This is a genomic window from Phycisphaerales bacterium, from assembly GCA_016716475.1.
In the GTDB taxonomy this organism is placed as follows: Bacteria; Planctomycetota; Phycisphaerae; order UBA1845; family Fen-1342; genus JADJWG01.
Window position 1 is genome coordinate 244,831 of record JADJWG010000002.1, and the last position, 24,988, is coordinate 269,818.

20 protein-coding genes and 1 pseudogene are annotated in these 24,988 nt (G+C 64.2%); 12 read left to right on the forward strand and 9 right to left on the reverse strand.

Annotated elements, in window-relative coordinates:
• Nucleotides 1–12 precede the first annotated feature (12 nt).
• From IPM18_08595 to IPM18_08625, 7 genes and pseudogenes are all read left to right on the forward strand, one after another.
• Entirely contained in the window at nt 13–1,272 is a 1,260-nt protein-coding gene (locus IPM18_08595; GenBank protein ID MBK9119644.1) for a cell division protein FtsW, read from the forward strand.
• A gap of 119 nt (nt 1,273–1,391) precedes the next feature.
• Entirely contained in the window at nt 1,392–2,489 is a 1,098-nt protein-coding gene (locus tag IPM18_08600) for a hypothetical protein (protein ID MBK9119645.1), read from the forward strand.
• Nucleotides 2,490–2,555: 66 nt separating this feature from the next.
• A complete protein-coding gene (locus IPM18_08605) occupies nt 2,556–3,632 on the forward strand; it encodes a radical SAM protein (GenBank protein MBK9119646.1) in 1,077 nt (358 codons plus the stop codon).
• Nucleotides 3,632–4,678 carry a hypothetical protein gene (locus IPM18_08610; protein MBK9119647.1) on the forward strand — a complete coding sequence of 349 codons (1,047 nt, stop codon included), beginning with the start codon at nt 3,632–3,634 and terminating at the stop codon, nt 4,676–4,678. The genes IPM18_08605 and IPM18_08610 overlap by 1 nt, the downstream gene beginning before the upstream one ends.
• A 109-nt stretch (nt 4,679–4,787) precedes the next feature.
• Nucleotides 4,788–5,918 carry a PilT/PilU family type 4a pilus ATPase gene (locus IPM18_08615; GenBank protein ID MBK9119648.1) on the forward strand — a complete coding sequence of 377 codons (1,131 nt, stop codon included), beginning with the start codon at nt 4,788–4,790 and terminating at the stop codon, nt 5,916–5,918.
• Complete coding sequence (locus tag IPM18_08620) at nt 5,918–6,880, forward strand: lysophospholipid acyltransferase family protein (protein ID MBK9119649.1); 963 nt, start codon at nt 5,918–5,920, stop codon at nt 6,878–6,880. The genes IPM18_08615 and IPM18_08620 overlap by 1 nt, the downstream gene beginning before the upstream one ends.
• A 283-nt stretch (nt 6,881–7,163) precedes the next feature.
• Nucleotides 7,164–8,400: pseudogene (locus IPM18_08625) on the forward strand (ISL3 family transposase).
• 17 nt (nt 8,401–8,417) lie between these two features.
• Here the strand turns inward: IPM18_08625 and IPM18_08630 are convergent.
• Nucleotides 8,418–8,960, reverse strand: a complete 543-nt coding sequence (locus IPM18_08630; GenBank protein ID MBK9119650.1) for a MarR family transcriptional regulator — start codon at nt 8,958–8,960, stop codon at nt 8,418–8,420.
• A 362-nt stretch (nt 8,961–9,322) separates the two neighbouring features.
• On the opposite strand from IPM18_08630, the gene IPM18_08635 reads away from it, so the two are divergent.
• Entirely contained in the window at nt 9,323–10,570 is a 1,248-nt protein-coding gene (locus tag IPM18_08635; protein MBK9119651.1) for a lysine 2,3-aminomutase, read from the forward strand.
• Between the two features lie 96 nt (nt 10,571–10,666).
• Here IPM18_08635 and eno read toward each other — a convergent pair whose 3' ends face one another.
• Nucleotides 10,667–11,962: a phosphopyruvate hydratase gene (gene eno / locus IPM18_08640; GenBank protein ID MBK9119652.1), complete on the reverse strand. Its 1,296-nt coding sequence runs from the start codon at nt 11,960–11,962 to the stop codon at nt 10,667–10,669.
• 2 nt (nt 11,963–11,964) lie between these two features.
• On the reverse strand, nt 11,965–12,426 hold the full coding sequence (locus tag IPM18_08645) for a hypothetical protein (protein MBK9119653.1): 462 nt from the start codon (nt 12,424–12,426) through the stop codon (nt 11,965–11,967).
• Nucleotides 12,427–12,738: 312 nt separating this feature from the next.
• On the opposite strand from IPM18_08645, the gene IPM18_08650 reads away from it, so the two are divergent.
• Nucleotides 12,739–13,599 (forward strand): zinc metalloprotease HtpX, encoded by an 861-nt coding sequence (locus tag IPM18_08650; protein ID MBK9119654.1) that lies wholly within the window; start codon nt 12,739–12,741, stop codon nt 13,597–13,599.
• Between the two features lie 75 nt (nt 13,600–13,674).
• Here IPM18_08650 and IPM18_08655 read toward each other — a convergent pair whose 3' ends face one another.
• From IPM18_08655 to IPM18_08680, 6 genes are all read right to left on the reverse strand, one after another.
• Nucleotides 13,675–14,142 carry a hypothetical protein gene (locus tag IPM18_08655; protein ID MBK9119655.1) on the reverse strand — a complete coding sequence of 156 codons (468 nt, stop codon included), beginning with the start codon at nt 14,140–14,142 and terminating at the stop codon, nt 13,675–13,677.
• Between the two features lie 117 nt (nt 14,143–14,259).
• Nucleotides 14,260–15,189, reverse strand: a complete 930-nt coding sequence (locus tag IPM18_08660; protein ID MBK9119656.1) for a carbohydrate ABC transporter permease — start codon at nt 15,187–15,189, stop codon at nt 14,260–14,262.
• Nucleotides 15,190–15,192: 3 nt separating this feature from the next.
• Nucleotides 15,193–16,074: a sugar ABC transporter permease gene (locus tag IPM18_08665; GenBank protein MBK9119657.1), complete on the reverse strand. Its 882-nt coding sequence runs from the start codon at nt 16,072–16,074 to the stop codon at nt 15,193–15,195.
• A complete protein-coding gene (locus tag IPM18_08670) occupies nt 16,071–17,474 on the reverse strand; it encodes an ABC transporter substrate-binding protein (protein MBK9119658.1) in 1,404 nt (467 codons plus the stop codon). The genes IPM18_08665 and IPM18_08670 overlap by 4 nt, the downstream gene beginning before the upstream one ends.
• Nucleotides 17,475–17,598: 124 nt before the next feature.
• A complete protein-coding gene (locus IPM18_08675; protein ID MBK9119659.1) occupies nt 17,599–18,501 on the reverse strand; it encodes a thrombospondin type 3 repeat-containing protein in 903 nt (300 codons plus the stop codon).
• A 1,076-nt stretch (nt 18,502–19,577) separates the two neighbouring features.
• Nucleotides 19,578–20,990 carry a beta-glucosidase gene (locus IPM18_08680; protein MBK9119660.1) on the reverse strand — a complete coding sequence of 471 codons (1,413 nt, stop codon included), beginning with the start codon at nt 20,988–20,990 and terminating at the stop codon, nt 19,578–19,580.
• Nucleotides 20,991–21,265: 275 nt separating this feature from the next.
• Here IPM18_08680 and IPM18_08685 point away from each other — a divergent pair, with 275 nt between their 5' ends.
• The 3 genes from IPM18_08685 (at nt 21,266) to IPM18_08695 (ending at nt 24,938) form a co-directional block, all read left to right on the forward strand.
• Nucleotides 21,266–22,021: a hypothetical protein gene (locus tag IPM18_08685; protein MBK9119661.1), complete on the forward strand. Its 756-nt coding sequence runs from the start codon at nt 21,266–21,268 to the stop codon at nt 22,019–22,021.
• Between the two features lie 152 nt (nt 22,022–22,173).
• Complete coding sequence (locus tag IPM18_08690; GenBank protein ID MBK9119662.1) at nt 22,174–23,058, forward strand: prepilin-type N-terminal cleavage/methylation domain-containing protein; 885 nt, start codon at nt 22,174–22,176, stop codon at nt 23,056–23,058.
• Nucleotides 23,059–23,144: 86 nt separating this feature from the next.
• Nucleotides 23,145–24,938: a hypothetical protein gene (locus tag IPM18_08695; GenBank protein ID MBK9119663.1), complete on the forward strand. Its 1,794-nt coding sequence runs from the start codon at nt 23,145–23,147 to the stop codon at nt 24,936–24,938.
• Nucleotides 24,939–24,988 lie beyond the last annotated feature (50 nt).

Below are 24,988 nucleotides of genomic sequence, written 5' to 3' on the forward strand. Positions count from 1 at the left end.
CAGAAGGCGAGCATGGCGGAAGGAACGCTGGCGGTGACACTCGGCCCGTACATTCACGAACACTCCGGTGTCCGGCAGCGTTACGACTGGACCATCGTCTTTCTGACCGGCGTGCTCATGACGCTAGGGGTCGCCATGGTCTATTCCGCGAGCGTCTCGATTGAAGCGGAACCCTTCGATTGGCGGAACTGGTTGAACAGCCCGCTGCGGCAGGGCTTGTTCGCGCTGGTCGGCTTCATCGGGATGCTCACCGTTGCCCACCTCGACTACCGGGTCTTCGCCTGGTCGGGGCCCTGGGGTGGCGTGCGAGTGGTGGTTCCCGTGGGCATCGCGCTGCTCCTGCTCGTGCTCGTCCTGATCCCCGGTATCGGGCGTGAGGCCCTCGGCGCTCGTCGTGCCATGGAACTGCCGGGGCTTGGTTTTGGATTCCAGCCCTCGGAACTGGGCAAAGTCGCACTCGTCGTCTGGCTTGCTGCAATGATGTCACGACCTCGGGGTTACGGCGCTGCGCGCACCAGTGGGCCACTCGAGTCCGAATGGGGCGTTTCCACCGGCGGCACGGTGCTGGCCGGTGATATCCGCCACTTCACCACCGGCTTCGTGCCGACCGTCGCTGTGGCCGGACTGATCATCCTGCTTACGGTGATCGAGGATTTCGGCACCGCCGCCCTCATGGGCGCCGTGCTGGTCTGTCTGCTGGTGGCAGGTCGGGCGCGGTGGCTGCACCTGCTTATGCTGGCGGTCCCGATCGCGGTCGCCGGGGCCGTATTCCTGTTCGGCAAGGAGTATCGCCGGACACGTTTACTCACATGGTTTTCCGATGCCCCGGACCCCTCGGCCGAGGGATACCAGATTCACCAGGCCCTGCTGGCGATCGGCTCTGGTGGCTGGACCGGCCTGGGCCTCGGCCGCGGCATTCAGAAATACGGCTATATCCCGCAGGACCACAACGACTTCATATTTGTCGTGATTTGTGAAGAACTGGGTGTCGTCGGCGGGCTGGCCGTCGTGCTGCTGTTCCTGCTCCTCTTGTGGCGGGGTTGGCGCGTCGCGGCGCGGGCTGCGGATCCATTCGGCAAGCTGCTGGCACTTGGCCTGACGTTGATGATCTCCTTGCAGGCGGCCTTTAATATCGCCGTCGTGACCAACAGCATTCCGACCAAGGGCATCTCGCTTCCGTTTGTCTCGGCCGGCGGCTCCGGTGTGGTCGTCCTGGGGCTCGCAGCGGGGCTCCTCGCAAGCATCGGCCGGGAGCGCGCCACGCCGACTTGAGCGGCCAGCCACTTCTGCCACCGCGACAACTCCGGCAGAAAATCGGCTGCCCGCGGCCGGTCCTCATGCTATCCTTACACGACGCAGGTTCAATGCACCGGCACCTCCAGGAGCGCGGCATGCGAATCGCGTACGGTGTGTTCGGCTATGGGCGGGGTCACGCTACGCGCACCGCCTCGGTCCTGCCGGACCTTTGCCGGCGACACGAGGTGCGGCTCTTTGCGGGCGGTGATGCCTACGATCAACTCTCGATCGACTACCCGGTCGTGCGCATACCGACCCTGGGTTATGTGTACAACGCGCGCGGGCAGGTTTCGACTTTGCTCACCGCACGGCGGAACGGTTGGCACGTGCTCGACATGCTCTTGCGCGGCCCGCAGTTCCAGGCCGTGCGCGATGCGGTCCTGGACTTCAATCCCGACGTCGTGATCTCCGACGCCGAGCCATGGATGCACCGCATCGCCCGCTACCTGCGCATCCCGCGGATTGGTTTCGACCACTTCGGAATCATGGTCTATTGTCGACCACAGATTCCTTTCGGAGATCGGATTCTCAGCCGTCGTGACGTATTCGTCTACCGTGTGCTCATGGGCCGGCCGGAACGCATCATTGTCTCCAGCTTCTACGACGCGCGGCCGCGCTGGCCGCGCGTCGAAATCGTTGGTCCACTCTTGCGCGACGCGGTGCTGCGGGCGCAGCCGACCCGAGGCGATTACCTACTGCTCTACTTCAACAAGGGCGCACACCTGTTCCGCCCGCATATCGAGGCCGCCCTGAGGGCAGCGGGGCATCCGGTACGGATTTACGGCGTACCGCGCCGTGGGACTGATGGAAATCTGCAGTTCCGCCCGCCGAGCAATGTCCCGTTTGTCGAGGATATGGCGAACTGTCGGGCGATCATCAGCACAGCCGGCAACCAGTTGGTGGGTGAAGCCGTACAGTTGGGCAAGCCGATGCTCGTGATGCCCGAAGACTGTGTCGAGCAGCGTTTGAACGGGGCGGCCTTACAGCGCGCCGGTCTGGGGCAATGCGTCCGGCATGCGGACTTCTCCGCCGAGCACATTGCGCACTTCCTGGCGGAGGAGGAGCATTACCATGCGAACATCCGCCGATCGGCGCGCAACGGCCGGCAGGAGGCGGTCGACGCGATCGAACGCTTCATCACGGAACTGACCGGTCGGAGGCCGGTGGCTGCGGAGCAGGTCGAGGTCGGCTAGCATTCCCACGAACGGATTGGCGCCGTGCTGCGGCGCGCGACGGATGATGAAGGAGGCCGGGTGCGGATGCGCCTTGCGACGTGGACCAGTGCGGTGGTGCAGAACCGGATGGGATGGGTGCCCCGACCGTCGTGGTGCACCTATCTCCTCACTTTTCGCTGTAACGCGCGCTGTCAGATGTGCGATTCGTGGCAGATTCCGCCCGGCGAAGAATTGACCCCCGCGGATGTTCGCACCGTGTTCGAGAAGATTGGTCGGCTGGATGTCGTGCGGCTTTCCGGGGGCGAGCCCTTCCTCCGGACCGATTTTGCCGAAATCGCCGAACAGGTCTATGCCGCTTCCCGACCGGATGTCCTGCACATCACGACGAACGGCTCGTACCGGAAGCGCGTGCAGTCGTTTGTGGAGGGCTTTTCTGCGCCGCGGAAGCTGCGCTTCATGGTGTCGTTCGACGGGCTGGAGGAGGAGCACAACAGCAACCGGGGACCGGGTGTGCCGTTTCGCCGCGCCGTCGAGACGGTGCGGGTATTGGCGGACTTCCGCGAGCGCTATGGCATCGAGGTGAGCGCGAACCACACGGTGATCTCCCCCCAGTCACTGGCCGACAACGAGGGGCTGCGCGCGACCCTGGGGGCACTCGGTGTCGAAGTGCACTCGGTGTTGGCCTATGCCGACTCCGCGATGTACGGCCTGACGCTGCACGGAAAGTCGGCCGAGCACCTGATCGTGCCCCGGGGCTACCCGCTGCATCCCAAGCTCGCCGGTGTCGACGCGGTGGGTTTCGTCGAGCGCGAGCTGGAGCGCGTCGACGAGTTCAGGTCGCCGTTGTTGCGGCGTGGGAAACGCTACTACCTGCGGGGCTTGCTGGCGCGCCTGCGTGACGATGCGACCCCGAAGCCGCAGCCGCGCTGCGTCGCCCTGCGCAGCCACATCCGTGTCCTGCCCGACGGCAGCGTACCGGTCTGCCAGTTCAACACGCAGAAGGTCGGCAACCTGAAGCACCAATCGTTCGCAGAGGTTTGGCACAACGAAGATACGCGCGAAGCGCGGGCCTGGGTGGATGGCTGCCCCGGCTGCTGGGCCGAGTGTGAAGTGATGCCGAATGCCATTTATTCGGGTGACATACTGCGGACGGTGCTCTGATGCGACTCGTCTACCCGCCACGCCAGCGCGGTACACTGGCGTGGGATGCCCGCCATACGGCCTTGCGATCACGCCAGTTTCAATACCACTTCCTCTGCCTGAGTGTATTCGCCGCCACCGGCCTGCTTGGGGGTTGCGGTCCCACGGTCGCCGCCGGTCCGCCGGAGCCCCAAGGCACGCTGAACGATCCCCGCATCGCGGAGGCCTCGGGACTCGTTGCGAGCCGACGCTATCCCGGGCTTTTCTATGTACACAACGATTCCGGCGACAGTGCCCGCGTCTTTGTCATCGACGGGCAGGGGCGCACGCAGGCGGTCATCGTACTGGAAGGTATCCGCGCGGTGGACTTTGAGGACATCGCGCTTGCCCCGGGCGCTGCGGACGGCACATTCGATGTGTGCGTGGCCGATATCGGTGACAACAGTGCCCGCCGCCGGACGGTGGCCGTGCATCGATTCCCGGAGCCCGAGTTGCCCAGCGCCGCCACATCCCAGCCGTCCGAACGTGTGCCGCCCGAAGATCCGGCGGCGGCCCCGACCGTGCGTGTGCGGCCGGTGAGCACGGTTTTCCGCTACGCGGATGGACCGCAGGATGCGGAGGCGTTTGTCGTCGATCCTTGGACCGGTGACGGCTACATCCTTACCAAGCGCATCGACGGTTTGATGCGCATCTACCGTCTGGCGGCACCGTGGCCAGAGAGCGGCGAGCACATCCTCCCGCTCGTGCACTCGGAGCGGTTGCCAATGGCCACGCCACGCGCCCAGATCGTGACGGCCGCCGACATCAGCCCGGATGGCACGCGGCTGGCTGTACGCTGTTACCTGGACGGGTGGGAGTGGCGCCGGCCGCCCCGAGCTTCGTCGGACCTTGCCGGTGCCGGTGCTTTTGCGGCGTTCTTCGCGGAGCCCCCCGAGTCATTGCGGCTCGCGATCGAGCGCCAGGGCGAGGCGCTGGCCTATTGTGCGGACGGTGCTGCGATTGTGACGGTCAGCGAGGATCGCGGTGCGACGGTGTGGCGCACCGAATTGGACGAGGCCACGCCGTAGTCGGCAGCCGTGGCGCATGGTTGCCGGGGGGTAATGGACGCGGATATCCTGTGCGCCATGGCGTCGGCCGCCGGGCCGCGTCCACCTTTCCTGTTTGCCGAGGTGTTGTATGGCTGCGATGCCGGAGTCGATCACACCGCTGCTCGAACAGATGGAATCCCTGGGCGCCAGCGACCTGCACCTCAAGACCGGCGTACCGCCCGCGTACCGGATCGCCGGAGATCTGCGGCGCACCCAGTTGCCGAAGATCGAGGTCAACTCAAGGGTCATCGAGCGCTTGATGGAGCCGCTGATCCCGCCGGCGCGCCGGCACATCTTCGAGGAGCTGGGTGGACTCGACTTCGCGTATCACCTGCCCAACGGTGATCGTTTCCGCATCAACATCATGCGCTCATGCGACCAGATGCACGCGGCGATTCGTCGTGTGAAGGGGACCATTCCCGACTTCGAGTCCCTGCACCTGCCGCCGATCTTCCGGAAGCTGTCGGAGGAGACCAATGAAGGGCTGGTGATTGTCTGCGGCGTGACGGGCTGCGGCAAGAGCACGACGCAGGCCGCCATGATCGACCACATCAACGCGCTGCAACCCGTCAACATCATCTCGATCGAAGACCCGATCGAGTACACTTTCCACCCGAAGAAGGCCTTCGTCTCGCAGCGCGAGATCGGGCTCGATGTTGTCAATTTCGCCGATGCGCTACGCGGCGCCGTGCGACAGGATCCCGACGTGATCTTCATCGGTGAAATGCGCGACCGCGAAACGCTGATGGCCGCGCTCCAGGCGGCGGAGACCGGCCACCTCGTCTTTGGCACGCTGCACACAGCCGACACGATGCAGGCGCTCGGCCGCATTCTCGAATTCTTCCCGCCGGATCAGCACGCCTTCATTCGCAGCTCGCTGGCGAACAGTCTCAAGGCGATCTGTGCTCAACGTCTCGTGCCTTCGATCGACCCGAAGATTTCACGTGTGCCCGCCACGGAAGTGCTGCTCGGTGAGGCCATCGTGAAGGAGAAGATTCGCGAAGCCGCCGACACCGACCTGCCGGAGATTATCAACGGCAGTCGTGAATCCGGAATGCGGAACTTCACCCACTCCCTCGCCGAACTGATCGACCAGGGCCTCGTCTACACGGACATCGCCATGGAGTACGCCCCGAACCGCGAGGCCCTCAAGGGTCTCATGCAGGGTATCAAGACCTCGGCGCAGACGCTCGTGCACCGTGTCAAGCGCGGTGGCTGATGATGGTGGCGCGTGGTGTGCGCACGGTGGGTGCACGCACCCTGGTCCGCCTGGCAGACATGTATCGCGGACTGTTGGCCATCGTCTACGCCGGGCTCGGGCCGGCCGGCGCCTATGCGGTGAGCGCTGTGTTGGCCCGGTTGCTCTATGCGCTCCTGCCGCCGCTACGCTGGCGCAGCGTGGGACACTGCCGCGCTGCGCTGGGCCGCCGGTTGCCGCCGCACCTGATCGCCGCGGTTGCCGCCGAGTCATTTGTGCAGCGCATCTGGAATCTCACCGACCTGCTCCTTGCTCCGCGCCTGCTCCACCCGGGCACCGTGTCACGTTATGGGGGCCGTCCGCCGGCCGCCTGGCTCGCTGATCTGCACGCTGCTCAAGCGCGGCGGCAACCGCTGCTGCTCATCACCGCGTATTTCGGGCCGTTTGAACTGCTACCGCTCTTTTTCGGTCTCGCCGGTGTTGCGATGGCCGTGGTGTATCGCCCCCACGAGAATGCAGCTTTCGATCGCTTGCGTCACCGTGTACGCGGCCTCGGCGGTTGCGAATTGGTGCCCGACCATGAAGCAGTGCGCCGTGTGCCGCAGATCCTTGCGACAGGAGGTACAGTTGCACTCGTCGCGGACCACGCCGCACCGCGTCATGGTGTGCCGATCACTTTTTTCGACCTGCCGGCGACCGCCCCCAAGACCGTGGGTCTGCTCGCGCAGCAGTACGGAGCCGAGGTTGTTGTTGCGGGTTTACGCCGCGTACGTCGTTCCTTCCGGTTCGAGTTCATCTCTGTCGACGTGATTCGTCCGCCAGACTGGTCGGAAGCCCCCGACCCCATCAGGATGATCACGCAGCGCTATGTTCGTGGCTTGGAGCGACTGATCTGCACCGACCCGACCCAGTACGCGTGGGCGTACGCCCGTTGGGGTGAGGAGGTCGCGCAGCGGTTGGCCGTGGAGGCGGCTGCGAAGTGAGCGTGGGCGCGGCGATCCCCCTTTAGTAGGCTCCTCGCTGTTTTGTGTGGGTAAGACCGTGAGCTTGGTGACGTAAGTTGTGCGGGGTCTGGCGCTTTTCGATCGGGCGGCGGTCGGAGAGGATGCGGCGGATCAGGCGGCCGCAGCGGCATCCGATGGGGCTCCGCCCCAAACCCCGCCAGGGGCTCTGCCCCTGAACCCCGGCTTCTTTCCCTCCGGTGAGAAGGAAGCCGCCGGAGAGTTCGCGGCCAGACTGCAAGGAAGCCGAGTGATGCGCGATCAGATGCAGGAGCTGTTCCGGGTGGCATTGGGGCTGGCCGAGCCGTGGGTCGTCAGCAAGATCGAGTTTTCCGGGGACCGGCAGCAGCTGGAACTCTGGCTGGACTTCCTTCCGGCAGCCGCTTCGCTTGCCCGGAGTGCGGACGCGCCGGTTGCGGGGCCTACGACAGCACGGAGCGGACCTGGCGGCACCTGAACTTCTTTCAGCACAAGACGCTATTGCACGCCCGGCAACCGCGGGTCGAGTGTCCGGACCACGGGGTCAAGACGGTTGAAGTGCCGTGGTCGCGGCCGGGTTCGGGTTTTACGCTGCTGATGGAGGCGTTCATCCTGATGTTGGTGCAGGGCGGCATGACGCCGGCGCAGGTGGCCGTTCTGATCGGTGAGCACGACACGCGGGTGTGGCGGGTCTTGCAGCACTATGTCGAGCGGGCCCGCGCGCGGCGGACTTCTCGCCGGTGACCGCCATCGGCGTGGACGAGACTTCCGCCCGCGCGGCCACAACTACATCAGCGTGTTCATGGATTTGGGCAACGAGCCAAGCCGGGTGCTGTTCGCCACCGAAGGCAAGGATGCCCGGACCGTCGCGGCGTTCAAGCGCGACCTGGAGGCTCACGGCGGGCGGGCCGAGCAGATTGAGGAGGCCTGCCTGGACATGTCGGCGGCGTTCATCAACGGTCTGCGCGAGCAGTTCCCGGAGGCCCAACTGACCTTCGACAACTTCCACCTGATGAAGCTGCTGGGGCTGCGGTCGATCAGGTCCGGCGTGAGGAACAGCGGACACACCCGGAACTCAAGGGCACGCGTTACGTCTGGTTGAAGAACGACTGGAACCGCACCGAGAAGCAGGCCCGCGTCTTTGACGAGTTTGCTCCAGCAAGCTGGCGACCGTGCGGGCCACGCACATGAAGAGTGTCTTCCAGGATCTCTTCGCCTGCGACACCGTGGAAGAGGCTGAACCGCTGCTCAAGCAGTGGTACTTCTGGGCCACCCACAGCCGGATTCCGGCCATGATCAAGGCGGCCAAGACGATCAAGAAGCACTGGGCCGGCGTGCTGCGCTGGTTCACTTCGCGAATCAGTAACGGACCGCTGGAGGCGATCAACAGCCTGATCCAGTCGGCCAAGAGAAAAGCCCGCGGCTTCCGCTCGACCCACTACCTGATCACCATGGTCTACCTGATCGCCGGAAAACTCGACTTCAAGCTGCCGGCCATCGCTCAGGTTACCCACACAAAATAGCGAGGAGGCCTTTAGTATCAACGGCTTGTGGTGCTGCTGCGCTCTGGGCGGCGGCGTCCGTGGCCGTTCTCCCGGCTCAGTGGCGCGAGCAGACGGCGGAGCAGCTTGGCCAGCGTCTCGCGCTCGTCGGGGGTTAGATGGGCGATGACGCGCGCGGCATCTGCGAGGCGCGTGCCGACGGCCTGATCTGCGACGTCCCGGCCGGCATCCGTAAGTCGAATCAGCACACCACGGCGATCCTCGGGGTCAGGCAGCCGCTCAACGAATCCCAGAGCCTCGAGCCGGTCAATGCGGTTGGTCATCGCGCCGCTCGAAAGGGTCATGGCGCGCAGCAGTTGCGTGGGTGAGAGCGTGTAGGGAGCCCCGGACCGGCGCAACGTCGCCAGCACGTCAAATTGCCAAAGTGTCATTCCGTGTACAGAGAGGGCCAAGTCTGTGCGTTGCTCCAGATGCTTGTAAAGCATCAGCAGACGACTGACCACGGCCAGGGGGGTGGGGTCCAGATCCGGGCGCTCGCGGTGCCAATCTTCCAGTAGCTTGTCCACCGGATCTGATTCCATGTCGGGGATGATAGCCAGGAAAATGATTATGTCAAGTATCTTGACGCAAAGAAGATCGGCGCTATATCTTGATATCAAGCCAAATGGCCGACATGCCGGTGGCATCCAGCCCCGACGTGGGCGGTGTCTCGGGCTGAAAGGAGCTTGGCAGGAGACGTTATCGCGACCAAGAGCGGTCCAACGGACGTCCGGTAACGCCAGCAATCCCGAAATCACGGAGGTATGAGATGATGTTGGGCGAACCTACGCATACGAACGGGGAGGACGGGCACCTCGTGGAACGCTATCAGCCAGTGACGCGATCGAATGTCGCGAAGCAACCGGCTTGGGAGCGGCTTGACCCGTCCTTGCGCGAGGCGACCATGGTCGTCTCGACGGTCTTGCCGTTCCGCACCAATGCCTACGTGATGCGCGAACTCATCGACTGGTCGCGCGTGCCGAACGAACCCATGTTCCAGCTCACCTTCCCTCAGCAGGGCATGCTGAGCGAAGACGATTACGAGACCATGGCCGAGCTGGTACGCGCAGCGGCCCCTAAGGACGAAATCGAGCGTGAGGCAAACCGGATCCGCCGCACGCTCAATCCCCACCCTGCGGGACAGTTGACCCACAACGTGCCGACCTGGCAGGGCGAGCCGCTGCCGGGTGTACAGCACAAGTACCGGCAGACCGTGCTTTTCTTTCCCAGCAACGGGCAAACTTGCCACGCGTATTGCACCTTCTGCTTCCGCTGGCCGCAGTTCGTGGGCATGGACGACCTGAAGTTTGCCAATAAGGAGATCGAACAGCTCATCGGCTATCTCGGCGCGCACCCGGAGGTCACGGATGTTCTGTTCACAGGGGGCGATCCCCTGATTATGAGCACCAAGCTGTTGCGGCGCTACATCGAAGCCGTGCTCAGTGCTGATCTGGAGCACGTCAGCACGATCCGCATCGGCACAAAGTCCGTGGCGTATTGGCCGCAGCGCTTCGTGACGGACGCGGACGCCGACGACCTGCTCCGTTTGTTTGAGGAGGTGGTTGCATCCGGGCGGCAATTGGCGCTGATGGGCCACTACAGCCATCCCGTTGAGCTATCGACCCCACTGGCGGAGGCCGCTGTGCGCCGAATCCGGGCCACCGGCGCGAACATCCGCATGCAGAGTCCGTTGATCAAGCATGTGAATGACAGCGCCGAGACGTGGGCGGAGTTGTGGCGGCGCGGCGCCCAGCTCGGTTGCATCCCGTACTACATGTTCGTGGAGCGCGATACGGGTGCAAGGGACTACTTCGCATTGCCGTTGGCCCGCTGCTGGGAAATCTTCCGCAGGGCCTACCGGAGTGTCTCGGGCGTCGCCCGCACGGTGCGCGGACCGTCGATGTCGGCGTTTCCCGGCAAGGTGCACGTCCTGGGCGTCACGGAGTTCGGCGGCGAGAAGCTCTTCCTCCTCGAGTACCTCCAGTGTCGCAAACCTGAGCTCGTCCGGCGCCCGTTCTTTGCAGAGTATGATCCCACGGCGGTTTGGTTCGACCAGCTCAAACCCGCCACGGAGCACGATCGGCCGTTCTTCTTCGCTCCTCAGGAACTCGGCGCCCGGCGCCAGGTCGTGCAACTGCGACTGGCGAAGTAACCCGCCGCGTCGGGTGAGCTGGGCAAGCGGTTGGTTGAAACCGGCCGTGCTTGCGCGCCGGTTTCACAACCGCTTGCCAGCGCACCGGGTCCCTACCTATCGGTTCCAGAACTCGGCGCCGTACACCGCCTCGTCCCCCAGCTCCTCCTCAATCCGGAGCAGCCGGTTGTACTTGGCGATGCGGTCACTACGGGAGGCGCTGCCGGTCTTGATCTGCCCGGCGTTGGTGGCGACGGCGAGATCGGCAATGGTCGTGTCCTCGGTCTCACCGCTGCGGTGGCTGATCACCGCGGAAAAACCGTTACGCATGGCGAGGTTGATGGCCGCAAAGGTTTCGGTGAGCGAGCCGATCTGATTGATTTTCACGAGGATCGAGTTGGCCGACTTTTCGCGGATACCGCGCTGCAGGTACTCGACATTGGTCACGAATAGATCGTCGCCGACGAGTTGCAGCTTGTCGCCAAGCTTGGCGGTGAGCTTCTGCCAGCCCGCCCAATCGTGTTCGGCGAGGCCGTCTTCGAGACTGCGGATGGGGTACTTTGCGGCCCACGAAGCCCACAGGTCGATCAGCTCATCGGAGGTTGCGAGCCGGTCCGGGTTTGAACGGAAGAAGCGGTACTTGCCCGTCTCCTTGTCGTACATCTCACTGGTCGCCGGATCGAGCGCAATGTAGACATCCTCACCCAGCTTGTAGCCGGCCTGTTCCACTGCCAGTGCGATGACCTCAAGGGCCTCATCATTGCTCTTGAGCGACGGTGCAAAGCCGCCCTCGTCGCCGACGGCCGTGTTGTAGCCGCGATCCTTCAGTACCTTCTTCAGGTGGTGAAAGATTTCCGTGCCCATGCGCAGCGCTTCGCTGAAGGTGGATGCGCCCCACGGCTGCACCATGAACTCCTGGAAGTCCACGTTGCTGTCCGCGTGCTTACCGCCATTCAGGATGTTCATCATCGGCACCGGCAGGACGTGCGCGCTGGCGCCGCCGAGGTAGCGATACAGCGGCATGCCGCTGTAGCCGGCGGCGGCCTTGGCGACCGCGACCGACACGGCCAGCACTGCGTTGGCGCCCAGCTTGCCCTTGTTCGGTGTGCCGTCCAGTTCGAGCAGCCGGCGGTCAATCTGCTCCTGCCAGCGCGGATCGAGGTCGCACAATGCCGGTGCGATGATCTCGTTGATGTTGTGGACGGCTTGCAGCACACCTTTCCCGAGGTAGCGCGCCTTGTCGCCATCACGCAGTTCCACGGCTTCGTTCTCGCCGGTGGATGCGCCGCTCGGTACAGCCGCCGACGCGAACGTGCCGTCTTCAAGGAGCACGTCGGCTTCGACGGTGGGATTGCCGCGCGAATCGAGGATCTCGCGGGCGACGATGGATGCAATCAGGGGACCGTCTGCCATACTCAGTTCTCCTGGGGTTGCGTGGTCGGCTGCGTGGTCGGCAGCGTCAGGTCAGGAACCGGGGCCGGAGGTTCCGGCCGCGTGACGGAAGCCAGCGTGACAACGTTGCGATCGGGTGGCGTGCCGCGGTCGCGGTACACGATCATCTCGATTTCGTCGCCCGGCTGGAGACTTTCGAAGGGACTGAAACGATCATTGATGTAAATTTCGCCATCACTCGACAGCAGGCAGGCGATGAGCTCCCCCGCGGCTGCTGTACGATGCGGCCAGGTGTCGAGCCGCACGGTGAATTCCTGGCTCTCGGCGCGGATGCTTTCGATGATCCCTTGGCGTACTTCGTGCCGGCCAGGTGCGGGCTGTTCCCGGCACCCCGTCAGCAAGACCAATCCGAGACCGGTCAGCAGTCCGTACGCGACTGCAAGGCCGCGCTGCAAACAGGTGCGATAGGTTGCCGAATGCGCCATGGCCCGGATTCTAACGGCTGCCGCGCGCCTTCCCAGCATGGTAGTGGACCATTTTGTCGGACACACGACCGGCCAGAGTGGCAGTACTGGCAGGTGGGGGAGGTGAAACACATCCAGCCGTCGGCCCCCTCGGCAAATCGCCCTGGGTGAGAACTACGAAACGTCCTTCCTTGAATAGAATCGCGAGTACGGATCGCGGAAACGGAGCGAACTCTGCGGATCGCTCTCCATCCGCTTGGCACGGAAATTGCCCATGGTTCGGCGCAGGGTAGTACGATTTCGGCCGCCCGCGTCGACAAGAGGATTTTCAAGATGCGCTGGTTAAACAACGTGAAGACCGCGATGTTGCTCGGGGGCCTGATGGGGTTGTGCATTGCAGCCGGGTACTTTCTGACCGGCGGCCTGCACGGCATCGTCCTCGGTTTCATTTTCGGCGGCGTCGGCAACTTGATTGCCTTCTTCTTCTCCGATCGGATCGCGCTGGCGGCCATGCACGCCCGTGAAGTACCGCGGGCCGAGCTGCCCTGGCTGCATGACATGGTTGAGCGGCTTGCCGCCCGCGCCGGGATTCCTGCGCCGCGGGTGTACATCTGTCCGCAGCCGGCGCCGAATGCGTTTGCCACCGGGCGGAGTCCGGCACATTCCGCCGTGGCCGTGACGGAGGGTATGTTGCGGGCCTTCCCGCAGCACGAGGTCGAAGGTGTCCTGGCGCACGAGATCGCCCACATCAAGCACCGCGACGTGCTCATCAGCACGTTGGCGGCTGTGATGGCCGGCGCGATCAGCATGCTGGCTTACATGCTCATGTTCATGGGTGGCGGGCGTAACAACGCGAACCAGAGTCCCTTCGCCATCGTGGGTGCAATTGCGATGATGCTGCTGGCTCCGCTTGCCGCCGGGCTCATCCAGATGGCGATCAGTCGGCAGCGGGAGTATGCGGCCGACTCGTATGGCGGCGAACTGTGCGGCGACCCCCGCAAACTGGCGAGTGCCCTGGCCCGCCTGCAGGTCGGGAACGAACGGATCCCGATGGACACGAACCCGGCCTTCCACAACCTGTACATTGCCGAGCCGCTATCGAGCGGCGGGATCGGCGGTCTCTTCGCGACGCACCCGCCGATTCAGAAGCGGATTGCGTTGCTGCAGGAGCAGGCCCGCAGCGCTCGCGCGTAACCTCCGACTGGTAAAAGGGGGGGAGCGAAGGTGCAGCATGCCACCTATCGTTCCCACCCAGGGAGGTCCGCTCTGCTACTCCAGCAGATCGCGGGCGGCATCAAACTCGGGCGGCAGTTCTGTCGCCGTCGGCAGGTCCCCCGCGTGGGCGGCGATGAAATCCTCGAGTGCCCGGATGCGTTCCTGAGCACGGTTCAGGGCGGCCCGGGTCGCGAGCAGTTCCGCTTGCAGGTGCACGATCGCCGCCATCTCCTGCGCGTCGAGCCGAATGCCGTGTGCGGCTGTGGTCGGCCGGTATGTGGCCAGACCGTGTCCGTGGGGACCACGAATTGTATATCGGGCCTCGATTACGCCGTTACGCACGTTCAGGCGGTCGAGGCCGGATCTGCGGGCGGCCGTGGCGCGCAGGTGCTGCACGTCCGTGGCGCGCTGGGCGAGCAGGCGGGCCTGGGCGGGACTGCGACCAGGATAGGCGACCGCGCTGTCGGGCGGGCCACCCAGTAGCGGTGCAAGCGAACAAAGCAGGCAGGTCAGTGGGGACATGGGCGTTCTCCGGCGACGGCACGAAGCGGCCCGGGCATTCCGGGCGGGGTCCATGCAGAGATAGAGCGGCGGTAAACCGGGTTGGTTAGCCGATTTTGCAGTGTTCACCGGGGTGGATCAGCCCTTCAGGCCACTGGTGGCGATGCCCTGGATGAACGTGCGCTGTGCGAACAGGAACAGGATGATGACCGGTATCACAATCAGGAGACTGGCGGCCATCAACTCGTTCCAGGGGGTGTCGCCGGCCTTGGTCTGAAGCGCCTGGAGGCCCAGTGCGAGCGTGTACTGGTGCTGGTGAGAGAGGTAGATCAACGGACCGAGGAAATCGTTCCACACGAACAGGATGTGGAACAGGGCGACGACGGCGAGCGCGGGTCGCGACAGGGGCAGGATGATGCGCCAGAAACAGCCCCACCGCGAGCACCCGTCGAGCAGGGCGGATTCCTCGAGTTCCTGCGGCAAGCCGAGAAAGAACTGCCGTAACAGGAAGATATTGAACGCGCTGCCAAACCACGCCGGCACCCAAAGTGGCAGGAACGTGCCGATCCACCCAAGGTGCTTGAAGATCATGTACGTGGGTACCATGAGCACCGGAAAAGGAATCATCATCGTGGCGAGGCAGACGGCAAACATGGCGTTCCGCCCCGGGAAGGGGACGCGCGCGAAGCCGTACGCCGCGATGGCGCTGGAGAGGACCATCCCGACGAGACTCAGGGCTACGATGATCAGGGTGTTGCGCGCGTAGCGGAGGTAATCGAACGGTTGTTGGCGGAGCTGGTCGGTCGCGTCCGTATCCGCCTGTCCGAACAGGATGCGGGGATAGGCCGAGGCATCCGGGGGAGTGAGCGGGGACTCATTCGGTGCGGCCGGCCGCGGGAAGAAGGCCAGTCGCCCCTTTCCCAGTTCCTCGGGCGGAGTCACGCTGGCGGCGACGATGCCGAGGAGTGGCGCCAGGAAGAGCAGTGACACCCCGCCGAGCAGGAGGTAGATCAGCAGCCGTGGAGCTCCGCGATGAAGACGAGACTGTCGGCGGTCGTCGCGGGTCATGGCTCACGCTCCCCGGTAGTGCACGAAGCGGCGGCTGACAAAAAAGACGAGCGCTGTCAAGGTCAGGATGATGAGAAGCTGAACCCACGCCATGGCGCTGGCGTAGCCCATCTGGAGATAGCGGAACGCGTTGTCGAACAGGTACATCGTGTAGAAGTACGTACTGTCTTGGGGACCCCGCTGGCCGCGCCACAGAATGAACGGCAGCGCGAAAATCTGCCAGGTTGCAATGATGGCGATGATGACGTTGAAAAGGATCACCGGGCTGAGGCCGGGTAACGTGATGTGCCAGAAGCGGCGCGCGGTCCCAGCGCCGTCGATGGTCGCGGCCTCGTAGAGCTCTACGGGAATTTCCTGCAGTCCCGCCAGGTAGATCACCACGGGCGACCCGATGAACCAGAGACTGACCAGGACCAGGGCGGCCAGCGCCCACACGGGGTGTCCGAGCCAATCGGGTTTCGGGAGGAGCAGGGCTTGCAGGGCCTGGTTGATCTGACCGGTCTGCGGGTTCAGCAGCCAGAGCCAGACGATCCCAGCGACGACCACCGGGACAATCGTGGGAACGAAGATACACGCGCGGAAGAAGCCCTGCCCGCGCACGGGCTGATTCAGGAGAATCGCGAGCAGCACTGCTGCGACCGTGCCGAGAGGAATCGCGCAGGCGGCGTAGACCAGCGTGTTGAACAGAACCCGGCCAAAGAGCGGGTCACGTGTGAGTGCAGAGTAGTTGGCGGCGCCGATGAAGACGGGGGCCTGCAGCAGGGGGTAGTCGCAGAAACTGATATAAAGCGATAGTGCCAGCGGCGCGGCCAGAAAGATCAGGAAACCCAGCCACCATGGGGCGGTCCAGAGCAAACCTGTGAGCCAGCCGGCGGAGGTTTTCAATGCGGATGCTCCTGCGGGGTGGCACCCTCCTGAAGCCGCGGGGCACGTCGGGGGGAGGTACGCGGCGCCCGCAGGCCGCGGCGCTGCGTGGCCATCTGCTCGTAATCCTGCACGATTTTGTCGATCTTCTGCTGTGCGCGTGTCAGCGTACGCTCCAGGTGGTCGCCGCGCATCACGGCGTTCAATGTACTGTTGAGTTCGTCGTTGACGGCCAGCCAGGTGGGCATCTGCGGGAACCCGAAGATGTCGGGGCTCTGCGCGAGGTGCTCGAAGGTGCGGATGAAGGGGTTCGGATGGTTGTCGTAGAAATCCGGGCCGGCATCGCGAAAGGGGGAGAGCTTGCCGTGCGCCTGGCAGAGTTCTTCGAGCACTTCCGGTTGCAGTACATAGGCGAGGAACCGCAGTGCGGCACGCGGTTCCCGGGCGCCGCGCGGGATGACGAAGATGTCAGTCGATGCAAAGGCGTACGCGCGGTCGGCGGTGGCACTGGGGAACGGCGCCACGCCGATGTCAAGCTGCGGGGCGTAGGTACGCGCCCAGTTCACCATCCACGGACCCTGGAAGAGCATGCTCAGACGTCCTGCCAGGAAGGCGTTCTGGGCGCCCTCGATCGGTCCCGATGTCGCCTCGAAGCTGCGGATCGCGTCCCAACCGAGCTCCACGCGCTGCCGCACGATCCACGCGTATGCCGCCCGTGCTTCCTTGGACAGCAGTTTATAACGTTGTCCATCCCACAATTCGGCACCGAAATAGCACGGCCACACCCACGGCCACCAACCGAGCATGGCGGTTGACTGGGTGAACCCGAGTTGCGTGATTTCGGTGCGATCGGCGTCCCAGCGTGTCAATCGGCGGGCGTAGTCGTCAAGCTCAGCCATCGTGCGCGGCGGGCGGTCCGGGTCGAGCCCGGCGGCGCGAAAATGCGCGCGGTTGTAGAGCAGCGCTATCGTGAACGGTGCGCTCGGCAGCGCGAAGAGTTGGCCCTGGTAACGGCACAAGTTGGTCCAGACGGGTGCGAAACGGTCGGTGTCGAGGCCGATCTCGGCCGTGAGAGCGTCGAGGGGGAGAAGGGCGTCGCGATCCGCGTAGTTCGCCAGCAGGGCATCGTAGATACCGGCCAAGTCAGGTGGGTCGCCCCCGGCGATCGCGATGAGCAGACGTTGCTCAATGCTGCTGATCGGGGTGTATTGCACCCAGATTCCATCCGTTGCTCCGATCGTGGCGTTGTAGCGGTCGACGATGCGCTGCATCGCAACACCCTCTACGCCACTCCACTTTTCCCAATACCGGATGACCGTCCGGTCCGATGGGGCATTGGCCGGGCCGCGCGGGCCGCAGAGCAGCAGCGCGACGGCCGGTGCACCAAGAACAAGGGTTAGCAGCAGCGCGCGCAGGTTCATGGTACGAGCATCATCCCAACGCCGGGGCGCGCGGACGGCGCCGCCCGCCCCTCATCATCCATGAATCCACGGGGTGGTTGCTTGCATTCCCCAGGGTGGGTCTCCGCCGGCATCACCAGGGCTCCTATGGCGGGCAATCGCTTGGTGCGCGGTCCGGCCCGCCGCTCAACAGGCAGGTGGTCAGCGCGTCAAGGTCGCTTCCGTCAACCACGAGGTTTCCGTTGCGATCGACGCACGAGCACCGCTCCGGGGCAGCCGGCTGCGCACATGTCTGCCAGCTCGCGAAATCGTGCAGATCCACATCCCCATCGCGGTCGGCGTCGGCCCACAGCGGTCCACAGTCGCACGCATCGCCGACGCCGTTGCCGGCGGTGTCCGTCTGCCACGGATTCCACACCTGCGGGCAGTTGTCGTAAGCATCTGCAATCCCGTCGCCGTCCGCGTCGGGCTGGAACGGCTGCCGGGCGCGGAAGAAACCCGGCGCCATCGTTTCGACCAGACCGAACAACAGGAACGTGTGATCTACCAGTGTGGCGTCGCCCGGCAACCAGCCCGGCTGGCTTGGCGCAATGCGGGTCAGGCCGTACCGCAGCCGTGCATCGCTCGCAACGGGCTGGTCGGAGAGGAACTCGAGCGCCGTGTCGAGATCACGCCAGCCCGCAACTGCCGCGGGCGCGAATACGCCGACGTGCGATTCGATCGCATCGACGGTATACCCGGTAGGACTGACGCCGGCAGTCAATCCGTAGCGGTAGAATTCGCCGAGCGCGAATGCGCAGTAGAGCTGATCAGCGCGGCGGTGCAGGTCCATGAGCCGGCGGAACTCGGCGTGCCCCGCAAAGTCTGCATTGAAGTAGTACTGCTGGTGAACCCAGAAAGCGGGGGCGTAGGTATTACTTGGGTCGGTGATCGTCGGAATGCCGCGGTAAGTAGCGAGCGGGACCTGTGCGGGGTCCAGCCAAAGGGGTGCCACCGCCTGGGCCCTGAGGGGCTGCGGCTCGCGCAACGCGAGACTCACGACGAGCATGTACTCATTCCAGGGGCGGACGTTGCCGAACAGTCCGCCGCCGGCCGGTGACATGCCGAGGTAGATCCCGCCGTCGAGGTTCGGACGAATGGCCGCGTTGAAGTCGGTCGTATCGAAGAGCTGTTGCGCCAGTACGCCGACGTCACCGTCGGTGATGTAGTGGTTACGCGCGAAAAGCGCGCCCGACACGAGCAGTGCGGACCCGATCGGGCTATAGCTCGCATCCCATCCGCCACCCGCATATGCCCCGGTCTGAGGATTCATGAAGTGAACCCAGTGGCCATCCGGTTGCCGGTCTGGCACGACCCCGGGCGTTTGTCCGGCATATGCCGCCAGAATCCGCTTCGTGCGCTCGAGCGCGGTGGCGCGGTCCAGCACCCCCACATGCTCCAGGGCACACAATCCGAGCAGCGCGAAGCCGGCCGCATCCGGTGTGGCCGGGTGAAAGGGGGGCACCGCCGGCGACAAGGTCAGCGAGTCGCGTACCAGGCCGTTCGGTTGGATCGCGTTGAGCAGGTACTGCCGCAGACGCAGGAGCTGATCGCGTCGCGCGGCATCGCTGTCCACGGGTAGGTCGGTGCGTCGCAGCGTCCAACGCGACCACTGGATTCCGGACGGCTGCCCCCCGCCCACCGCCACGCCTAGTCCCTCGATGCGGATCCAATTGGTCTGTCCTGGGACGAGGCGCTCCAACGGGATCGTCGCCGCGAGCACGCGCGGGCTATCAATCGTTTCGCGTCGTACCTCGACCAGGTCGGTCAGGGTTGGCCCGGCCAGAATCCGCAGGTCGAAGGTTTGACTGAAACGGTGCGGGATCACCATGCGAAAGCGGTATTGCCGCGCCGTGGTGGGTAACTGTGTCGGCAGGTCGAAACCGACATCGATTCGGCTGCCTTGCCAGCCCATCTCCGCGGGCCAAACTGCGGTCTGCCCGATGTGGCCTGCGAAGCCGCCGGGGTAGGTCAGCGACCAGGGCGGATCGGCGAAGTTGGTGATGTCGAACAGCACTTGCGCAGGTGCAACGGCACACGCGGCGAGCGTGAGGCAGGCCATGGCAGTGTTGTGAACGGTGCGGTTCAAGGCACAACTTCCTCGGGGCTCCGGCCCGACACCTGGCCGGTGCGGCCGACATGCCGGCGCAAGGCGGACCAGCCACCCGTGGCGATCAGTTCAGCATACCACTTTCCACTGGCCTTGACGGTCCTTTTCTGCGTGTGAGGGTCGCAGTGGATGAGTCCGAAGCGCTTCGAGAAGCCCGCCGACCACTCCAGGTTGTCGAGCAACGACCAGGCGAAGTACCCGCGCACCTCGGCCCCCGCCGTACGCGCTGCCTCGATCGCCAGGAGGTGTTCGCGCAGGTACGCAATGCGGTCGGGGTCATGCACGAATCCAGTCTCATCGGCGGTGTCTGGCAAGGCGGCGCCGTTCTCCGTTACATAGAGCGGCAACCGGCCGTACCGCCGGTGCAGCCATAACAGCAGTTCGGTCAAACCCTCTGGCGTGATGGGCCAGCCCATCTCGGTGTATGCGCAGTCGAGCTGCGGGACCACCTCTGCATCCATCGGTCCCGCACCGGGCGTGTAGCGGATCACGTCGCTGAAGTAATAGTTCAGCGCCACGAAGTCCATTGACCGCTGCAACAGCCGTGTATCCTCCGGTGTGAAGGGGGGCAGGAGGTCACCCAGGCGCTCACGCAGCACGGCCGGGTAGTCGCCGAACCAAGGGGGGTCTCCAAACCAGCCCGCGAAGTTGAGCAAGGCGCGCTCGGCGGCTGCGACATCGTCCGGATGCTGCGAAGCGGGGAAACAGTACGTGGAGTTCAGGGCCAAACTGATTGCGCTACCGGTCCTTGGGGGCAGCTGCCGATACTCTGCCACGGCGTACGCGTGTGCCCGGAGCAGGTTGTGCCCAGCGCGGTATGCCAGGGCGTCATCACGGATACCGGGCGCGTGGGTGCCGTGGCGGTGCCCCGCCTCCACCACGACCCACGGTTCGTTGAGCGTGAGCCAGAGGGGGACACGGTCAGCGAGGCGTTCGAATACGATCCGGGCGTAGTCGGCGAAGATCATGGGCAGGTCCGGGTGGGTCCACCCGCCGAGCTCCATTTGCAGGGCAGCGGGCAGGTCCCAGTGGTAGAGCGTTACGAGCGGTGTGATGTTGGCCGCGCAGAGCGCGTCCACCAACCGGTCGTAAAAATCGAGTCCGGCCGTATTGATCGCGCCGCGGCCAGTCGGCAGGACCCGCGGCCACGCAATGCTGAACCGATAGCCGTTGAGGTGCAGCGCGCGCATGAGGTCCACGTCAGCACGCCACCTCCGATAGTGGTCGCAGGCCATGTCGCCCGTTTCCCCGGCGTTCGTCTTTCCAGGCGTGTGGCAGAAGACATCCCAGATACTGGGCCCCTTGCCATCAGCATCGGGCGCGCCCTCGATCTGAAAAGCGGCTGTGGCAGCGCCCCAAAGGAAAGAGTCGTGGGCGCCGCTGGGCATCAGGAGCCACTCCGCAAAGTCGACAGGGGCGTCAGGGTATTGTCCGCACCTGTGCAAACCATTGACAATATTGAAGTTGCGATCGCAACCCGGGTCATGCGGACCTTTCCGCGGTGGTCCGGATCGCATATTCGGATTCAGAATATCGACTTCTGAAAGCGCTTGCAATGCCCAAAACAGTGGGTTATACTCTGCAAGGCGTGAGATTCCTGGAATCAGGTCTCGCGTGAGGCACGTCCATGGGTCCACCAACATTTCGGAGGTAGGAAAGCATCATGAAGACACAAATTCGGTCTCAACGCGGTCGGGTACTTATCGGAGTCCTGATTGCCGCCGTGGGTTGTCTGCCGGCTGTCGCAGCGATCACGGACATCAACGCCGCGCTCCTGCAGGAGCGCGTGGTCAACTTCTATCCCGGCTCCACCCTCGCCACCGTCAACAACTTCCCGGCCATGATCAGTCTAACCGAGTCGGCGTTCGGCGCCGGCACAGGTTTCGCGAACCGGCACGACGCCTGGTTCTCTTCGGACGGTGGGGTGACCCAGCATCTGACGAACAATGCGGACGCCTTCGATATCTCGGTCAGCGTAATGCTCGACGTGGGTTCGATTGCGCCGCGCAAGGAAGCCGGTTTCCGCATCGGCGGCGGCCTCTTTATTCTGACCTCGGATGGCGAAGTGGCAGCCTTCGGCGGAGCCCTGCCGTTCCACACGTTCGGCAACAGCGCCTACGGAGTAGGTGACGTCGCGACCATGCGGGTTATTTATCGTCCAGGGGCCCAGTCGACGATCGAATACATTCTCAACGGCAACAGCAGTGGTGAGAAGCCGTTCGGCAACGTTGAGAACGGGATCATCGACGGCTCGACCATCGGCCTGTTTGGCCAGTTTCAGCCGAACGTGAATAACCCGGACGACTTCGCGCAGTTGGAGTTCCGGAACATCCAGATCGCCGTGCCGGAGCCCGGCAGCTTCGTGTTGCTGTTGCTGGCGGGGACGGTGGTGCTGGCGCGTGGGAACCGTCGTGGCTAAGGTGAATGGCCACCGCGATGTTGTGCCCCAGTTCGCATAAGTGTGCGCTACACGGAGCCGGCCCACGTGCTGTTTAGGTGTGCCGGCTCCGTTTGCTCTGAGCGGTGGAGTTGTAGAGGAGCCGGGGCCAACGAACGGTGGAGTATGAAGGCATGATGCAATACACGATCAAGCGCCGTACACGGCAAACGGCCGGCGGATTCACCCTGATTGAATTGCTGGTCGTTGTGGCGATCATCGCCCTGCTGATTTCGATCCTGCTGCCGGCCATGACCCAGGCCCGAAACAAGGCCAAAGACACGGCCTGCATGTCCAACATGCGGCAACTCGCACTGGCATCAACGTATTACATAGACGACAACCGCGGGACCATACAGCACATCCGCGGCGAGGACGGGGGCAGTGGCGGTCAGTACGTCCACTACGACATCATCTTCAACTTTTGGCCCTACCTGAAGGATCTCAAGATCTATCGCTGCCAGCGGGCGGTCGGGGATTCCTCGGTGAAGGTGATCGAGGCCGACCCCACCTCGACACGTTACTACACGGTTGAGAAGTCCGACGCGCGTTTCCTCCAGGCGTTCCAGGAGCAGTGGTGGCCCGCCTTGGATCCGTTTGCGATCCCGGGGTCACGCATTCCGGATTTGTACACGGAGTACTGGCCATCGACCTGGGGTCGCAATGCCTCCTGGGGTGGACAGAAAGTTCCGCCCATCAACGGCGGCGTCATGACCAAGATCCCGGCGCCGACCTATGCGGTGGTGATCGCCGATGCGATGTGGGACTGGGCGGTGGGCACCGCGAACCCGCAGCAGGATCCGCGGAAGGCGCGCCCGCGGCACGGCCGGGGCAATCACTTCGCGTTCCTCGATGGGCACGTGGAGTTCGTGATCCAGGCCAAGTACTACGATCCGAAGCAGGGGCCGGCGAACTACGTGACGCGTGACCGGGATCCGTGGGGTAATGGGCCATTCTATGCATGGGGTGTCTACAAAGGACCCATCGGTGGGTTGAGCGCACACTACAACGTACCCTAGCTGCCGTGCTCTTGGTGCCCCCGCGCAGCTAAACCGGGCGTGGCGGATGGAAGCGAGACTTTTGAATCAGGACGGAAAGGGAAGCGATGCGAACACGAACCATGGCAGTAGGGGTAGCGCTGGTGTTAGGTTGTACGACGCTGGCCCTGGCCCGACAGAACGTCACACGGAACGGCAGTTTTGAGCAGGGTCCGGGTACGAGCGCCTTCGCAGCCGAGGGCTGGACGCTCACATCCGGCACCACGGATTTCGACATGTTTCGGCAGGGTGGCCGTAACTTTTCACCTGAAGGCGGCAACTACGCCATGCGCATGCGCTTCGACCGTGGCATTGCCAACCCGCTCGGGATCTACCAGCAGGTCGCGGTGCAACCCGGGGATTCGATCGTGGGCAGTCTGCACATGCTGACGCCCGCGGCGCTGCCGATCGGTGGCGATGCGGTGGCCGGCTTCGCCCTGATATTCCTGAACAGTAACGGCGATCCAATCTCGCAGGTGCTGGTCGACGTGCTCGACGGTTTCTCCGCCCCGGATATCTGGACCGCCGCCACTTCCGGCGCCGTGGTTGCGCCCGCGGGCACGGCGGCCGTCCGGTATCAGTTGTTTTGGCAGTATGTCACCACCAGTTCTGGCGAGGCCTACGCCGACGGCTGCATCCTGGCCATTAACGGCGGGGGTAACGTGCTGGTGAATGGTGATTTCGAGCTGGTGGGCCCGGATTTCCGGCTGCCCGCACAGTGGACGGGCTTCGGCGGTTTTCAGTGGACGGAGGAACTTCCGTTCCACGGCGTAAAGTCACAGAATATCTGGGTCAACGCTGCCAGTGGATTCTCGGGTGTGTTTCAGGACATGAAGGTGGCGCGCGCGGGGGATCGCGTGCGCGTGCAGGTTTGGGTGTACAACCCGTCGGCCGGTGGCCTGCAAGAAGGGGCGGCCGCGGCGGTGAAGCTCGAGTTCCAGTCCGTGCCGGGCACGTCGGTGCCGCCGCCCGTCGAGAATCTCGGCTTTGACGACACATTGACTGATGATGTGTGGACCCCCATCGCGCTGCAAACCACCGTTCCGACCGGCATCACCAAGGCCCGCATTGTGATCCTCCAGTTTGACGAGACGGATGGCAACGGACCGGTTTGGGTGGACGATGCGCGTGTGACGCGCAGTTCGCAGCCCGGCGTGCCGAACTACCTGCTCAATGGTGGCTTCGAAGATGGTGCGACGGTCCCGACCCACTGGACGCGGTTCCGCGGTTTGACCTGCAACGCTGTGAAGAGCGCCTTTGAGCTTCCTCCGCCCCTGGGTCCGGTGGACGGCTTCTCGGTCTTGAAGATCTCGGGGAACTGCGTGGCCGGAGTCTACCAGGACATCGAGGTGACGCCCGGCGAGACGATCGACGTCAGCGCGCAGTTCCTGTCGGCGGCGGTCCTGGGATCGTTTGCACACCCGGATGCATCCGCGGGCGTGAAGGTCGAATGGATCGCGGGGCTGTTGCCACCCCAGGTGGATATCTTCGCAACCAATGAGAACACGCTGCAAGCGTCGGAGAACCTGACGGATGTATGGGTTCCGCTTTGGATCGACTACACGATGCCGGCCGGTACGGCTGCGACGCTGCGCGGCACGGCCATCGTGGGGCGCTATGGGGCGCCCGATGCGGAGGTCTTCTTCGACGGTTTCGAAATGGTGATTGTGCCGTTCTTCAACGGCTCGGACGTGAACAACGACGAACTTCAGGACATGTACGACCTCTACTGGCTACAGCAGTGCTTCACGGGTGGAGCGCCGATCGTGGCCTACAACTGCATCGTCTTTGACCACAATGACGACGGCGACGTGGATGCGGAGGACTGGCAGTTCTTCGCGCCGCGTTTCACCGGTCCGTAGAAACATAGGTCGCGGCACGCGGCCAGGATGATTGGGAGCAAGGGATCGAC

Coding starts and splice junctions, on each gene's coding strand:
- IPM18_08695 (MBK9119663.1), top strand. CDS start 23,145: ATGCGAACACGAACCATGGCAGTAGGGGTAGCGCTGGTGTTAGGTTGT.
- IPM18_08595 (MBK9119644.1), top strand. CDS start 13: ATGGCGGAAGGAACGCTGGCGGTGACACTCGGCCCGTACATTCACGAA.
- IPM18_08635 (MBK9119651.1), top strand. CDS start 9,323: ATGGTCGTCTCGACGGTCTTGCCGTTCCGCACCAATGCCTACGTGATG.
- IPM18_08650 (MBK9119654.1), top strand. CDS start 12,739: ATGCGCTGGTTAAACAACGTGAAGACCGCGATGTTGCTCGGGGGCCTG.
- IPM18_08630 (MBK9119650.1), bottom strand. CDS start 8,960: ATGGAATCAGATCCGGTGGACAAGCTACTGGAAGATTGGCACCGCGAG.
- IPM18_08680 (MBK9119660.1), bottom strand. CDS start 20,990: ATGCCCAGCGGCGCCCACGACTCTTTCCTTTGGGGCGCTGCCACAGCC.
- IPM18_08655 (MBK9119655.1), bottom strand. CDS start 14,142: ATGTCCCCACTGACCTGCCTGCTTTGTTCGCTTGCACCGCTACTGGGT.
- IPM18_08645 (MBK9119653.1), bottom strand. CDS start 12,426: ATGGCGCATTCGGCAACCTATCGCACCTGTTTGCAGCGCGGCCTTGCA.
- IPM18_08670 (MBK9119658.1), bottom strand. CDS start 17,474: ATGAACCTGCGCGCGCTGCTGCTAACCCTTGTTCTTGGTGCACCGGCC.
- IPM18_08675 (MBK9119659.1), bottom strand. CDS start 18,501: ATGCTCGTCGTGAGTCTCGCGTTGCGCGAGCCGCAGCCCCTCAGGGCC.
- IPM18_08660 (MBK9119656.1), bottom strand. CDS start 15,189: ATGACCCGCGACGACCGCCGACAGTCTCGTCTTCATCGCGGAGCTCCA.
- IPM18_08600 (MBK9119645.1), top strand. CDS start 1,392: ATGCGAATCGCGTACGGTGTGTTCGGCTATGGGCGGGGTCACGCTACG.
- IPM18_08610 (MBK9119647.1), top strand. CDS start 3,632: ATGCGACTCGTCTACCCGCCACGCCAGCGCGGTACACTGGCGTGGGAT.
- eno (MBK9119652.1), bottom strand. CDS start 11,962: ATGGCAGACGGTCCCCTGATTGCATCCATCGTCGCCCGCGAGATCCTC.
- IPM18_08615 (MBK9119648.1), top strand. CDS start 4,788: ATGGCTGCGATGCCGGAGTCGATCACACCGCTGCTCGAACAGATGGAA.
- IPM18_08605 (MBK9119646.1), top strand. CDS start 2,556: ATGCGCCTTGCGACGTGGACCAGTGCGGTGGTGCAGAACCGGATGGGA.
- IPM18_08685 (MBK9119661.1), top strand. CDS start 21,266: ATGAAGACACAAATTCGGTCTCAACGCGGTCGGGTACTTATCGGAGTC.
- IPM18_08620 (MBK9119649.1), top strand. CDS start 5,918: ATGATGGTGGCGCGTGGTGTGCGCACGGTGGGTGCACGCACCCTGGTC.
- IPM18_08690 (MBK9119662.1), top strand. CDS start 22,174: ATGATGCAATACACGATCAAGCGCCGTACACGGCAAACGGCCGGCGGA.